General features: G+C 63.1%; 10 protein-coding genes and 1 pseudogene. 6 read left to right on the plus strand and 5 right to left on the minus strand.

Features of this window, described 5'->3' with window-relative positions; translation table 11 throughout:
- The first annotated feature begins 92 nt into the window (after positions 1 to 92).
- From DCO48_RS02140 to fabB, 5 genes are all read left to right on the plus strand, one after another.
- Positions 93 to 2,213, plus strand: a complete 2,121-nt coding sequence (locus DCO48_RS02140) for a TonB-dependent siderophore receptor (protein ID WP_116548971.1) — start codon at positions 93 to 95, stop codon at positions 2,211 to 2,213.
- On the plus strand, positions 2,213 to 3,106 hold the full coding sequence (locus tag DCO48_RS02145) for an ABC transporter substrate-binding protein (RefSeq protein ID WP_116548972.1): 894 nt from the start codon (positions 2,213 to 2,215) through the stop codon (positions 3,104 to 3,106). The genes DCO48_RS02140 and DCO48_RS02145 overlap by 1 nt, the downstream gene beginning before the upstream one ends.
- On the plus strand, positions 3,103 to 5,028 hold the full coding sequence (locus DCO48_RS02150) for an ATP-binding protein (protein WP_116548973.1): 1,926 nt from the start codon (positions 3,103 to 3,105) through the stop codon (positions 5,026 to 5,028). Before DCO48_RS02145 ends, DCO48_RS02150 begins: the two co-directional genes overlap by 4 nt.
- 209 nt (positions 5,029 to 5,237) lie before the next feature.
- Positions 5,238 to 5,753 (plus strand): 3-hydroxyacyl-[acyl-carrier-protein] dehydratase FabA, encoded by a 516-nt coding sequence (gene fabA, locus DCO48_RS02155; protein WP_116548974.1) that lies wholly within the window; start codon positions 5,238 to 5,240, stop codon positions 5,751 to 5,753.
- A gap of 11 nt (positions 5,754 to 5,764) precedes the next feature.
- Positions 5,765 to 6,985: a beta-ketoacyl-ACP synthase I gene (gene fabB, locus DCO48_RS02160; protein ID WP_116548975.1), complete on the plus strand. Its 1,221-nt coding sequence runs from the start codon at positions 5,765 to 5,767 to the stop codon at positions 6,983 to 6,985.
- Between the two features lie 90 nt (positions 6,986 to 7,075).
- Here fabB and DCO48_RS02165 read toward each other — a convergent pair whose 3' ends face one another.
- The 3 genes and pseudogenes from DCO48_RS02165 to DCO48_RS02175 form a co-directional block, all read right to left on the minus strand.
- Complete coding sequence (locus DCO48_RS02165) at positions 7,076 to 8,701, minus strand: methyl-accepting chemotaxis protein (RefSeq protein ID WP_116548976.1); 1,626 nt, start codon at positions 8,699 to 8,701, stop codon at positions 7,076 to 7,078.
- A gap of 139 nt (positions 8,702 to 8,840) precedes the next feature.
- Positions 8,841 to 9,305 (minus strand): DUF3859 domain-containing protein, encoded by a 465-nt coding sequence (locus DCO48_RS02170; protein ID WP_116548977.1) that lies wholly within the window; start codon positions 9,303 to 9,305, stop codon positions 8,841 to 8,843.
- A gap of 69 nt (positions 9,306 to 9,374) precedes the next feature.
- Positions 9,375 to 9,760, minus strand: a pseudogene (locus DCO48_RS02175) (hypothetical protein); the annotation flags it as partial.
- Between the two features lie 144 nt (positions 9,761 to 9,904).
- Between DCO48_RS02175 and DCO48_RS02180 the strand changes: the two are divergent.
- Positions 9,905 to 10,768: a pirin family protein gene (locus DCO48_RS02180; RefSeq protein ID WP_116548978.1), complete on the plus strand. Its 864-nt coding sequence runs from the start codon at positions 9,905 to 9,907 to the stop codon at positions 10,766 to 10,768.
- Positions 10,769 to 10,811: 43 nt separating this feature from the next.
- On the opposite strand, the gene DCO48_RS02185 is transcribed toward DCO48_RS02180, so the two are convergent.
- Both DCO48_RS02185 and htpG read right to left on the minus strand, forming a co-directional pair.
- A complete protein-coding gene (locus DCO48_RS02185) occupies positions 10,812 to 11,537 on the minus strand; it encodes a dienelactone hydrolase family protein (RefSeq protein WP_116548979.1) in 726 nt (241 codons plus the stop codon).
- A 57-nt stretch (positions 11,538 to 11,594) separates the two neighbouring features.
- The gene (gene htpG / locus DCO48_RS02190; protein WP_116548980.1) at positions 11,595 to 13,499 is read right to left on the minus strand and encodes a molecular chaperone HtpG; all 1,905 of its coding nucleotides are present in this window, start codon (positions 13,497 to 13,499) and stop codon (positions 11,595 to 11,597) included.
- Positions 13,500 to 13,514 lie beyond the last annotated feature (15 nt).

The following is a 13,514-nucleotide window of genomic DNA, read 5'->3' on the forward strand; positions in this document are numbered from 1 at the left end:
TGAAGCAATGCCGGCAATCGGACCTGGATCACTGGAAAATGCCAGCTACTCGGTTAACATGCCCAACTTGTATCCGCCAACAAGGCCGTGCCGTGTTCTTTGGCCCTCCTCCTGCCCGCTCATTACTGCTGTTGACTGCTCTGTTCGGCGGCCAGGCCGTGGCCGACGATCTGTTCGTCGACAGCCAGGCCCTGCCCGAAGTACTCACCGCAACCCGGCTGAAACAGGCCCCCGCCGCCGTCCCCGGCAGCATGACCGTGCTCGACAGCGAACTGATCCGCGCCAGCGGCGCCCGCGACATCCCGGAACTGCTGCGCCTGGTGCCGGGCATGATGGTCGGCTACGGCGCCGGCAACCAGCCCAGCGTCAATTACCACGGCAGCAATGCCAACGACGCCCGGCGCATGCAGGTGCTGATCGACGGTCGCTCGGTGTACCGCGCCGGCCTGGCCACGGTGGACTGGAGCGACATCCCCCTGGCAATGGAAGACATCGAGCGCATCGAAGTGTTCCGCGGGCCGAACACGGTCAGCTATGGCGCCAATGCGCTGATGGCAGTGGTCAACATCCTCACCCGCAACCCGGCCGACAGCCACGGCACCCGACTCAAGGTGACCCGCGGCCAGCGTGGGATCAACGACTGGTACGCCAGCGAGGGCTTCGGCTGGGACGGTGGCGACCTGCGCCTGTCGCTGTCGGGCATGCAAGACGACGGTTTCGACGAGAACCGCAAGGGTCAGGATTATCGCGACAGCCGCCGGCTGAGCCGGATCAGCCTGAGTGCCAGCCACAACCTGGCGCCGGAGCAGAGCCTGGACTGGCAGTTCAGCGCCAAGGAAGGCACCGACCAGCGCCCGTACACCTACAAGCCGGTGTTCTACGGGGTTACCGCCGAAGGCTACAACTCCGACGTGGCGGCCAAGGACTACGCCGGTTCGGTGCGCTGGAACATCGACTTCAATCCGCAGCACAGCCTGTATGTGCAAGGCTCGGCGCAGCACTGGGACCGCCAGCAGGTGTGGCGCGCCTGCGACGCGGCAATCTCCTTCAGCCCCGAACTGACCCAACTGTGGCAGTTGAACCCGTGGTATGCCGAACAGCTGGCGCGCAACATTCGCATGGGTTTACCTCAGGGCACCGTAGGCACCGCACAGGAAACGAATCTGGCAAACGAGGTACTGAAGCAGTGGAACGAAGGCAAAGACCAGGAAGTGTGCGGCGACATTGACCAGAGCACCCGCGAGACCCGCTACGACCTGGAGATTCAGGACACCCTGAGCCTGAGCGACAACCTGCGCCTGCTCAGCGGCATCAATTACCGCTACGACCGCGCCGACTCGCAGACCTACTTCAACGGCAGCCTCGACGACAGCACCTGGCGGCTGTTCGGCCAGCTCGAATGGCGGGCCGACGAGCACTGGATCATCCAGGGCGGAGCGATGTTCGAAGACTCGCAGTTGTCCGGCAGCTCACTGACCCCACGCCTGGCCGTGAACTACCTGATCACCCCGCGCCACGGTCTGCGCGCGGTGTACTCCGAGGCGGTGCGCTCGCCGGACATGTTCGAGAACAACGTCAACTGGAGCTACCGGGTCAACAACCTGAGCCCGACGGCATTCGGCCAGGACAGCGCCGAATACTTCGTCAAGACCCGCGGCCCCGGCAACCTCGACCAGGAGCGGATGCGCTCGCGCGAGCTGGGTTACAACGGCTATTTTGCCGAGGCCGACCTGACCGTCGACCTCAAGCTGTTTCATGACGAAATCAGCGCCATGGTCAGCGAGCCGCTGCGCAACAACCAATACATTGCCAGCAACAGCAACAAGGCCCGCTTCACCGGCAGCGAGGCCCAGGCCGACTGGCGCCTGAGCGCGGCCGACCGCTTGCGCCTGACCTACGCCTATGTCGACGCCTGGGCCAGCAACGCCGACGACCGTCGCCTGAGCGCGCGCAACAGCGGCTCGGCCGGCTGGCTACGCGACTGGGGCCAGGGCTGGTCGAGCGCACTGTTCTATTACGGCGCCGACGCCCTCAACGGCTACCGCTTCGAGCGCGCCGACCTGCGGCTGGCCAAGCGTATCAGCCTGCACCGCGCCAGCCTCGAACTGGCCGGCATGCTCCAGCAACGCCTGGACGACGAGCCCACCAGCAACCTCGACAACCTGTATGACAGCCGCCACGTGCTGTACTTCAGCGCGGAGCTGGAATTCTGATGCGCTGGCTGCGGCGCTGGTGCTGGCTGCTGTTGCTATGGCCGCTGACTCCGCTGCTGGCGGGTGAAATCCTGCTCACCGGCAGCGAGGACAATGCCGGCGTGCACAGCTTCGTCAACGCCCTGAGCGCCCAGCGCCCGCACGATCAGGTGCGCTTCGTGAATACCCGCGACCTGCCGCGCCCGGCCAACCTCAAGGCCGACACGCGCCTGGTACTGCTCGACCTTGCCGCCCTGGACTGGCGCCTGGACGACAGCAGCGGACCACCGGCGCTGGTACTGCGCATCAGCCGGGTGCAGGCGGCGCAACGCCTGGGCACCCTGCGCCCGACCTACCTCAGCTTGTTGTGGAGCGACCCGCCCCCAACCCGGCAACTGCACCTGGCCCATTACCTGCTGCCGACGGCGCGGCGTATCGGTGTGCTGTACAGCGAGCGCAGCAGCTTTCTGCTCGACGAGCTGCGCCGGGCCGCTACCCCACTAGGCCTGGAAATCGTCGCCCAGGCCTGGCCCGACAGCCGCGACAACCGCCCGTTGCAGACAGTGCTGAAAAACAGCGACGTACTACTCGGGCTGGACGACCCACAGTTGTACAACCCGAAAACCGCGAAGAATATTCTGCTCAGCAGCTATGCCAGGCAGATGGCCCTGATCGGCCCCAGCGCCGGCTTCGTCAAGGCCGGCGGCCTGGCCAGCACCATGAGCGATCAAGACGACTGGCTGGTCGAACTCAACCGGTTGCTCGACCAGCCGCCGGGCAAATGGCCGCGGACGTTTTACCCCAAGCGCTTCAGCGTGGTCGGCAACCAGCAGGTGGCCCGCGCCCTGGGCATTGAAGCCATCGACCCGGCAGCCGCCGCACAGGCCGTGGCCGCAGGAGAACCGCCCCCATGAGACGTCTGAGCTGGGACATTCATACCCGCACCCAGATCATCAGCCTCGGCCCGGCCCTGCTGCTGACGCTGCTGCTGATCAGTTTCTTCACCTTCGTGCGGATTCAGGACCTGCGCCAGGAGCTCAATCACACGGGCCAACTGATCGCTAATCAATTGGCGCCGGCCTCGGAGTACGGGGTGATTTCCGGCAACGACGAGGTGCTGGAAAGCCTGATGCGCGCAACACTGAGCATTCCGCACGTGCGCTTCCTCGAAGTACAGGACAACGCCAATCACATTCTGGCCTACGTCGAGCAGCCCGATGAGCACGACAACCGCGCGCAACAGGTGGAAGTGTTTCAGGCGCCGATCCGCCTGCAGCGCATTCGCCTCGACAACGATTTCCTGCAGAACGGCAGCCCGCCGGGCATTGCCACCGGCGACGACTACCTGGGGCGGGTGATCGTTGGCATGTCCGACGACGCCTTCAGCCAGCGCCAGCAGGAAATCGTCATCAAGGCCGCGATCCTCGCGCTGTTCGCGCTGATCTTCACCTTCCTCCTCGCCCGCCGCCTGGCACGCAGCCTGGCGACCCCGATCGCCGACATGGGCACGGCGGTAAAGGCCATCCAGAAAGGCGACTTCAATGCGCCGCTGCCGGTGGTCGACGACAGCGAACTGGGCCACCTGGCCCGCCACATCAACAACCTCGCCAGCGCCCTGGCCCAGGCCAGCAGCGAACAGCAACAGGCCATGGCGCAGCTGATTCAGGCGCGTGAGGAAGCCGAGCAGGCGAACAAGGCCAAATCGGACTTCCTGGCGATGATGAGCCATGAACTGCGTACGCCCATGAACGGCGTGCTGGGCATGCTGCAATTGCTGCAAACCACCGAATTGAGCGAGGAGCAGGCCGAATACACGGCGGTCGCCAGCGAGTCGACCGGGCACTTGCTCAAGGTGATCAACGACATCCTCGATTTCTCCCGGATCGAGCGCACCACGCTGGAACTGGAGCACATCGAATTCAACCTCGCCGAACTGATCGGCAGTTGCGCCCAGGCCTTCCAGCACATTGCCCAACAACGCCAGTTGGCCCTGGAACTGGCCATGCCGCCGGGCATGGGACAGTTGCAGGTGATCGGCGACCCGACGCGGATCCGCCAGGTACTGGTGAACCTGATCGGCAACGCGCTGAAATTCACCGAGCACGGCAGCGTGTATATAGAGCCGCGCTGGCAGGTGCTCGACCGTCAGCTGATCTGGTTCAGTTGTGCGGTACGCGATACCGGCATCGGTATCGACAGTGCGCGCCTGGAAACCATGTTCGTCGCCTTCCAGCAGGCCGACAGCTCGATTTCGCGCCGCTACGGTGGTACCGGGCTGGGTCTGTCGATTGCGCGCAACCTGGCCGAGCGGATGGGCGGCACCCTGCGCGCAGAAAGCCGCGAGGGCCAAGGCTCGACCTTCACCCTGGAAATGCCGCTGGGCCTGTGTGCGCAGCCGGTCACGGCGCTGCCGGCGCATCACCCTGCCACACTCACCGCCGGTCAGGGCCGCTGCATCCTGCTGGTGGAAGACAACCCGGTGAACCAGACCGTGATCCAGGCCATGTTGCGCAGCCTGGGCTTTGAGGTGTGCGTGGCGGGCGACGGCCTGCAGGCGGTGCGCGAAGCTTCGCGGCAGCGCTTCGTTGCCGCGCTGATGGACTGCCGGCTGCCGCTGATCGACGGCTATGAGGCCACCCGGCGGATCCGCCAGATTCCCCTGGCCGCCGGCCTGCCGATCATCGCGCTGACCGCCAATGCCTTGCAGGGCGACCGCGAACGCTGCCTGGACGCCGGCATGAACGACTACCTGGCGAAGCCGTTCAAACGCACTGATCTACAGCAAATTCTGCAACGCTGGCTGCCCGGCGAGTCATCTGCGACTGGCGATAATTGATAAATTACGGCAGTCTTAGGGACTGAACCGGGCCCTTGGCGGGCTTGTCGGAAAAATTTCAGTGCACAAGTGTACATTCTCGTCTCCTGTGCTGTGACTTTCACTACAACGCAATAGTCTATGTGTAGGCTGCCGCCCCAAGCCAAACGCTTTTGGGGACGGTCGGGAAGATTTGCCCCCTGCCGCACGGGGACTATTGAGGAGCTCGCATGACCAAACAAAACGCCTTTACTCGGGAAGACCTGCTGCGCTGCAGTCGCGGTGAGCTGTTCGGCCCAGGTAACGCGCAACTGCCCGCCCCGAACATGCTGATGGTGGATCGCATCACCCATATCAGTGCCGAGGGCGGCAAGTACGGCAAAGGTGAATTGGTCGCCGAGCTGGATATCAATCCAGACCTGTGGTTCTTCGCCTGCCACTTCGAAGGCGATCCCGTGATGCCGGGTTGCCTGGGCCTCGACGCCATGTGGCAGTTGGTCGGCTTCTTCCTCGGCTGGCAAGGCCTGCCGGGTCGCGGTCGCGCCCTGGGTTCGGGCGAGGTCAAGTTCTTTGGCCAGGTACTGCCTAGCGCCAAGAACGTCACGTACAACATCCATATCAAGCGCGTCCTGAAGGGCAAGCTGAACATGGCCATCGCCGATGGTTCGGTCAGTGTCGACGGTCGCGAGATCTACACCGCCGAAGGCCTCCGGGTCGGCGTATTCACCTCCACTGACAATTTCTAAGGGTTATTCGCATGCGCCGCGTCGTAATCACTGGTCTGGGCATCGTTTCGTGCCTGGGCAATGACAAAGAGACCGTCACCGAAAACCTGCGCAAAAGCCGTCCGGGCATTCGTTTCAACCCGGAATACAAGGAAATGGGGCTGCGCAGCCAGGTTTCCGGCTCCATCGACCTGAACCTCGAAGAGCTGATCGACCGCAAGGTCTATCGCTTCGTCGGTCACGCGGCTGCCTATGCCTACCTGGCCATGGCCGACGCCATCAAGGATTCCGGCCTGACCGAGGAGCAGGTATCCAACCCGCGTACCGGCCTGATCGCCGGCTCCGGCGGCGCCTCGACCCTGAACCAGATGGAAGCGCTGGATATCCTGCGCGAAAAAGGCGTCAAGCGCGTTGGTCCGTACCGTGTTACCCGGACCATGAGCAGCACCGTTTCCGCGTGCCTGGCCACCCCGTTCAAGATCAAGGGCCTGAACTACTCCATCGCCTCGGCATGCGCCACCAGCGCACACTGCATCGGGACCGCGATGGAGCAGATCCAGATGGGCAAGCAGGACGTGGTCTTCGCTGGCGGCGGTGAAGAAGAACACTGGAGCCAGTCGTTCCTGTTCGACGCCATGGGCGCCTTGTCCAGCAAACGCAATGACACCCCGGAAAAAGCCTCGCGCGCCTACGATGCCGACCGTGACGGTTTCGTCATCGCTGGCGGTGGCGGCATGGTGGTGGTCGAGGAGCTGGAACACGCACTGGCCCGTGGCGCGAAAATCTACGCGGAAATCGTTGGCTACGGCGCGACTTCCGACGGTTACGACATGGTTGCCCCGAGTGGCGAAGGCGCGATCCGCTGCATGCAGCAGGCGCTGTCCACCGTCGACACCCCGATCGACTACCTGAACACCCACGGTACCTCGACGCCGGTTGGCGACGTAGCCGAGATGAAAGGTGTGCGTGAAGTGTTCGGCGACAAGGCCCCGGCCATCAGCTCGACCAAGAGCCTGTCGGGCCACTCGCTGGGCGCTGCCGGCGTTCACGAAGCGATCTACTGCATGCTGATGATGGAAGGCAACTTCATTGCCGGTTCCGCCAACATCGACGAGCTGGATCCGGAAGTGGCAGACCTGCCGGTTCTGCGTGAAACCCGCGAAAACGCCAAGATCGATACCGTGATGAGCAACAGCTTCGGTTTCGGCGGCACCAACGCCACCCTGGTGCTCAAGCGCTGGCAAGGCAAGTAAGGGGTCAAACCCTTACCGCAAAAACGCCCCGACTGGTTCGGGGCGTTTTTGTGTGTGCCACGTAATTTTGGGGGCCGCTGTGCGGCCCCACTACACCGAAAACCGCCCCACCAATGTATTCAACTCAATCGCCAACTGCGACAACGCCTGGCTCGCCGCGCTGGTCTGGTTCGCCCCGGCCGAACTCTGCAAGGCCAGGTCGCGAATATTGGTCAGATTACGGTCTACCTCCCGCGCCACCTGCGCCTGCTGCTCCGAAGCACTGGCGATCACCAGGTTGCGTTCATTGATCAGACTGATCGCACTGGCAATCTCTTCCAGCGCCGCCCCGGCCGCATGCGCCCCCTCCAACGTGCCGCGAGCGCGCTGGTTGGTTTGCTGCATGCCGTCCACCGCACGGTCGGTGCCCTGTTGGATACCGTCGATCATCTGCTCGATTTCCCGCGTCGACTGCTGCGTGCGATGGGCCAACGCCCGCACCTCGTCCGCCACCACGGCAAACCCTCGCCCGGCATCCCCGGCCCGCGCCGCCTCGATGGCCGCATTCAATGCCAACAGGTTGGTCTGCTCGGCAATCGCGCCGATCACATCCAGCACCTTGGTAATCCCGTGCACCTGCTGCGCCAGTTGCCCCACCTCTTCGGCGTTGGCCGTCACCCCTGCCGCCAGCGCCTCGATCGAGGTGACGGTCATGCGCACCTGCTCACGCCCCTGACGGGCAATCCGGTCAGACTCACGCGATGCCTCGGACGTCGCCACTGCATTGCTGGCAACCTCCTCCACCGCCGCGGTCATCTGGTTCACGGCGGTCGCTGCCTGCTCGATTTCCTGGGTCTGCTGATGCAGGCCGCGAGTGGCATCCTCAGTCACCGCACTGAGTTCCTCGGACGCCGACGCCAACTGGTTAGAGGAGTCGGAGATGCGCCCGATGGTATCGCGCAGGCTCTGCTGCATCTGTTTCAGCGCGGCCAACAGGCGCGCCGGCTCATCCTTGCCGTGAATGCTGATCTGCGGTGTCAGATCGCCGGTGGCCACCACTTCGGCCACCGACAGCGACTGCGCCAGCGGCCGCACGATGCTGCGGGTCAAGGTCAGGGCCAGGACCGCAGTCAAGACCAGCGCCGCCACCAGCAAACCGACCACCCATACCCGCGCACGGCCATACACCGCCTCGGACTGATCGGTAGCGCTATTGGCATGGCGATTATTCAGGGCGATCAATTCGTTCAGGCTGGCCGTGAGCTGATCGGCCAACTGATTCATTTCGCCATTGACCAGAGCGATGGCCGACTCGACGTCATGCCGGGCCGACAGCTCCACCACCTGGGCCTGCAACGCCAGGTAATGCTTTTCCTGGGCCAGGTAGCGGTCGAACAGCGTTTGCTCCTCGGGCAGCACGATCAGCGCCTGGTAGGCCTGCTGCGCGTTGCCCAGGCCGGCCTTGATCTCGTCGATGCGCGCCTTGTTCTGCTGCAACGCCGCCGGGTCGCGGTTGACCAGCAAGCGCAGGGTCAACGCGCGAATACGCAACATGTCCTGGCTCATCTGCCCTACCGAGATGATGCTGGGCAACCAGTTGCTGTCGACCTCCTGAGCCTGCTGGCGCATGCTGGTCATCTGCATCAGCGCAAAACTGCCCAAAGCCACCACCAGTAGCGCCACCAGGCCAAACCCCAAGCCTGCGCGTGGCGCTATGTTCAAGCTTCTCAGACTCATCTTCCGGTTCCTTCCAAAAGCGCTGCATCGGTCATGCAGCAGACCTGCTTTAGAAGGTATCGGCCCTCGCAAAATTTGCGTAAGACCAAAAGCTGATATCAAACCGGCTTATGATTGCGACGCTGATGTCGAGATGCCATCAACGCACGGTAAATCGCTGCTCGGCCAGCAGGCGATCCCCCTGGAACACCATGAAATGCCATTGTCCGGGCACCACGTCATGGCTTTCGGTGAATTCGTAGGCCATGACGTCCAGCGCAGCACCCGGTACCAGCTTCTGCACCACTTCGAACTTGTCATGACGCTTGCCGTCCGGGGTAACCACCCCCGGAGTGAAGTACAGCAGGGTCAGCGGCGTGTCTTCGGCCACCTTGCCCTCCAGCTTGTAACGCATGCCGAACTTGCTACCCAGCTTCGCCGGGACCTGATCGGTATGCTGGATGTTCTGCCCGGCCTGGGCCAGGATCCGCTCACCGGGCTGGAACTCCTGATGGCGATTTTCAAACAGGCCAAACTCGACCGGCCCCTGCACCCGTACCTCGGCCGCAGCCGTACCCCACAGCAACATCAGCGCAGCCAGCGCGCCCGCACGACGAATCAACATACCGCTCTCCCTCACGATGGATGGCGGCAGGCTATGTGGCTTGCGTGACAGGCTGATGACAGTTTCGATTCAGCGGGCCTTGGGCAGCACCGCTAGGAAGTTGTCCTTGGCGACCTTCTCCGCCACAGCGGCCGGCAAGGCATCGAGAAACGGCTGGAAACCGTGCAATTGTTCGCCCAGGCTGGCGAACTTGCCGACCACGGCGGAGCCCAGCATGAAGCGCGATTGTTGGCCCGCGGCGCGTCACCGCTGGTCAGCGCAGTCAGGTCATTGTGGCGGGGAAGCACCTCACCGATGCCCTGCCACAAGCCCGGGTGAAGTCCGAGCATGCGCTCGATATGCGTCACGGCATTCTTGTCCAGCGGATTGAAGCCGGTGAGGAATGGTTGAAAGCGCTTGCGCTGCTCGACCGGCAGATTTCCCAGTGCGGCGGCTACATACAGGTCGGCGGCACTGCCAATCCCCCCGTCACCAGCGGACAACCCAACGCCTTGGCAAACATCGTCGCCTCCTGTGCCATTCAGACAGGGTCGACCGGTCGGCGCGGCGCCGGGTTCAGGTTATGCTTGCAGCATTGCGAATCCGGCCTGGAGCCTGCCATGAAATCAACCCTGGTCATCACACCGCGTGCCGAGTCGGTCGAGGGCCAGCCCATCCTGCGACCTTTGCCGTCGGCACGTTGCCGCAGTGTCGGGCCGTTCGTGTTCTTCGATCACATGCTCGAAACCGACTACCCGGCGGGCCGCGGCATGGATATCCGCCAGCATCCGCATATCGGCCTATCTACCCTCACCTACCTGTTCGAAGGCGAGATCCTGCACAAGGACAGCCTCGGCTCCGATCAGCGGGTCAAGGCCGGCGAGGTGAGCTGGATGACCGCCGGCAGCGGTGTCGCCCATGTCGAGCGGACCCCGCCCGAGGGCGTACAGGCGGGTTCGCGGCTACATGGCTTGCAGGTGTGGCTGGCGTCGCCGAAGGCTGCCGAACAGGGGCCAAGCAGTTACAGCCATCATTCGGCGGCAAGCTTGCCGGTGAGCGACAGCCTGGGCGTGCGGATTCGCATGATTGCCGGCACTGGCTTCTGCCTGGAGTCGCCGGTGCCGGTGCTGTCACCGACACTGTATGCCGAGGTGCACATGCAGTCGGCGACCACCCTGCTGGTGCCAGGCGAACACGCACAGCGAGCGCTGTATGTGCTGGCGGGAGAGGTCAGCGTGGACGACGAGCCGGTCGAACCGTGCAGCCTGGTGGTGTTGCCGGAGGGTGAGGCGCTGACACTGTATGCCGACGAAGCCAGCCACCTGGTACTGATCGGTGGGGCGCCGCTGGACGGGCCACGGCGAATGAACTGGAACTTCGTTGCCAGTGACCCGCGGCTGATCGAGGACGCTCGTGCGCGCTGGGCGGCCGGCGACTGGCCGACGGTGCCGGGGGAAGTGGCGCGGATCGAATTGCCGCGTTGAGCCTTGTGGGCCTCTCGCCGGCACAGCCCCCACAGCACATGAATCAGGCCTTGAACACCTCATCCAGCAGGTTGTACATCGCCCGGAACGCCCGCTTGGCGGTTTTTGCGTCGTACTTCATCTTGCCCGGAAGGTTTGCCCCGGTATCGGTGAACGAATGCACCGCGGCACCGTAGCTAATCAGTTGCCAATCCACCTTGGCGGCATCCATCTCTGCCGCAAATGCCGGCAGTTGCTCCTGCGGCACGAACGGATCGGCCGCGCCGTGCAACACCAGCATCGATGCCTTGGTCTTGCCTTCCTGCGCCAGCAACGGCGTATCCAGCGTGCCATGGAACGACACCGCCGCCAGCAGGCGCTCATCCGCCCGGCCCAGCTCCAGCGCACAGCAGCCACCGAAGCAGAAACCGAACGCCGCCAGCTTGCCCGGTGCCAGCACCGCCTTCGATTGCCCGACCAGTTGGTCCAACGCGGCCTTCTGCCGCTTGCGCAGCTCGAACCGGTCGTCCTTGAGCGGCGCCATCGCCGCTGCCGCTTCGTCCATGTTCGACGGGCGCAGCGTCTGCCCATACAGGTCGGCAACCAACACCACATAGCCCTGCTCGGCGACGTCGCGGGCAATGCGTTCGGCACCCTCGCCAATCCCCATCCAGTTCGGCGCCATCAGCAGGCCAGGCTGCTCTCTGGCACCCTGGGTGTAGAACAGGCGGCTCTCATAGGCTTTGCCGGCAACATGGTAGACCAGCGACTCAACGGTAACCTTGCTCATGCATCCCTCCTTTGCACAATGAAAAAAGCCCGCCGAAGCGGGCTTTCCTGCAACTACTTAAGCCGATAATTCGACCAGCAGCTTGTTCAGTCGACGAACGTACGCTGCCGGGTCCTTGAGGCTGTCACCAGCCGCCAGGGCCGCCTGATCGAAGAGGATATGCGAGAAGTCGGCGAAACGGTCTTCGCTCTGCTCATGATCCAGCTTCTCGATCAGCGGGTGAGTCGGGTTGAATTCGAAGATCGGCTTGGAGTCCGGGACCTTCTGCCCGCTGGCTTCGAGGATCTGGCGCATCTGCAGACCGAGGTCCTGCTCACCGATGGCCAGGATCGCCGGCGAATCGGTCAGGCGGTGCGACACACGCACTTCGCTGACGGTATCGCCCAGGGCGGCTTTCAGCCGTTCGATCAGGCCTTCCTTGTCCTTGGCCACTTCTTCCTGGGCTTTCTTGTCCTCTTCGGAGTCCAGCTTGCCCAGGTCCAGGTCGCCACGGGCAACGTCGACGAAAGACTTGCCATCGAACTCGCTCAGATAGCTCATCAGCCACTCGTCGATACGGTCGGTGAGCAGCAGCACTTCGATGCCTTTCTTGCGGAAGACTTCCAGGTGCGGGCTGTTCTTGACCTGCGCGTACGACTCGCCGGTGAGGAAGTAGATCTTGTCCTGACCTTCCTTGGCACGCGCCAGGTAGTCGGCCAGGGACACGCTCTGCTCGCCGCTGTCGTCGTGGGTAGAGGCAAAGCGCAGCAGGCCGGCAATCTTCTCCTTGTTGGCGAAGTCTTCAGCCGGGCCTTCCTTCAGCACCTGGCCAAAGTTCTTCCAGAAGCCCTTGTACTGCTCAGGCTCGTTCTTGGCCAGCTTCTCGAGCATGTCCAGCACGCGCTTGGTCAGCGCGGTTTTCATCGAGTCGATAATCGGGTCTTTCTGCAGGATTTCCCGCGAAACGTTCAGCGACAGGTCGTTGGAGTCAACCACACCCTTGATGAAACGCAGGTACAGCGGCAGGAAGGATTCCGCCTGATCCATGACGAACACGCGCTGTACGTAGAGCTTAAGGCCACGTGGCGCTTCGCGCTGATACAGGTCGAACGGCGCGCGAGCCGGTACATACAGCAGCGAGTTGTATTCAAGCTTGCCTTCGACCTTGTTGTGGCTCCAGGCCAGCGGGTTCTCGAAGTCGTGACCGATGTGCTTGTAGAACTCCTGGTATTCCTCGTCCTTGATCTCGGTGCGCGGACGGGTCCACAGGGCGCTGGCGCGGTTGACGGTTTCCCATGCTTCGGCCGGTTGCTCTTCGCCTTCGACGGCCTCGGCCTGCTTCGGCAGTTCGATCGGCAAGGCAATGTGGTCGGAGTACTTCTTGACGATATTGCGCAGACGCCAGCCATCGGCGAACTCTTCCTCACCCTTTTTCAGGTGCAGGACGATACGCGTGCCGCGCTCCGGCTTGTCGATGGTGGCTACTTCGAACTCGCCCTCGCCTTTCGACGACCAGTGCACGCCCTCGGCAGCCGGAGTACCGGCGCGACGGCTGAACACGTCGACCTGGTCGGCAACGATGAATGCGGAGTAGAAGCCAACGCCGAACTGACCGATCAGGTGCGAATCTTTCTTCTGGTCGCCGCTGAGGTTCTTCATGAAGTCGGCAGTGCCGGACTTGGCGATGGTACCCAGGTGGGTGATGACGTCTTCACGGCTCATGCCGATGCCGTTGTCTTCGAGGGTAACGGTGTTGGCCGCCTTGTCGAAGCTCACGCGAATTTTCAGCTCCGCGCCACCTTCAAGCAGCTCGGGCTTGGCCAACGCTTCGAAACGCAACTTGTCGACGGCGTCCGAGGCGTTGGAAATCAGCTCGCGCAGGAAGATTTCCTTGTTCGAGTACAGCGAATGGATCATGAGGTGCAGCAGCTGCTTCACCTCGGTCTGGAAGCCCAGGGTTTCCTTTTGAGTTTCCACACTCATGGTCTTCTAACTCCG

Origin of the sequence: Pseudomonas sp. SDI (assembly GCF_003105155.1) — a bacterium.
Lineage (GTDB): Bacteria > Pseudomonadota > Gammaproteobacteria > Pseudomonadales > Pseudomonadaceae > Aquipseudomonas.

Bases quoted from the DNA above. Each gene is read 5' to 3' on its own strand.
- fabB (WP_116548975.1), top strand. From the start codon at position 5,765: ATGCGCCGCGTCGTAATCACTGGTCTGGGCATCGTTTCGTGCCTGGGC.
- DCO48_RS02150 (WP_116548973.1), top strand. From the start codon at position 3,103: ATGAGACGTCTGAGCTGGGACATTCATACCCGCACCCAGATCATCAGC.
- DCO48_RS02165 (WP_116548976.1), bottom strand. From the start codon at position 8,701: ATGAGTCTGAGAAGCTTGAACATAGCGCCACGCGCAGGCTTGGGGTTT.
- DCO48_RS02185 (WP_116548979.1), bottom strand. From the start codon at position 11,537: ATGAGCAAGGTTACCGTTGAGTCGCTGGTCTACCATGTTGCCGGCAAA.
- htpG (WP_116548980.1), bottom strand. From the start codon at position 13,499: ATGAGTGTGGAAACTCAAAAGGAAACCCTGGGCTTCCAGACCGAGGTG.
- fabA (WP_116548974.1), top strand. From the start codon at position 5,238: ATGACCAAACAAAACGCCTTTACTCGGGAAGACCTGCTGCGCTGCAGT.
- DCO48_RS02180 (WP_116548978.1), top strand. From the start codon at position 9,905: ATGAAATCAACCCTGGTCATCACACCGCGTGCCGAGTCGGTCGAGGGC.
- DCO48_RS02170 (WP_116548977.1), bottom strand. From the start codon at position 9,305: ATGTTGATTCGTCGTGCGGGCGCGCTGGCTGCGCTGATGTTGCTGTGG.
- DCO48_RS02145 (WP_116548972.1), top strand. From the start codon at position 2,213: ATGCGCTGGCTGCGGCGCTGGTGCTGGCTGCTGTTGCTATGGCCGCTG.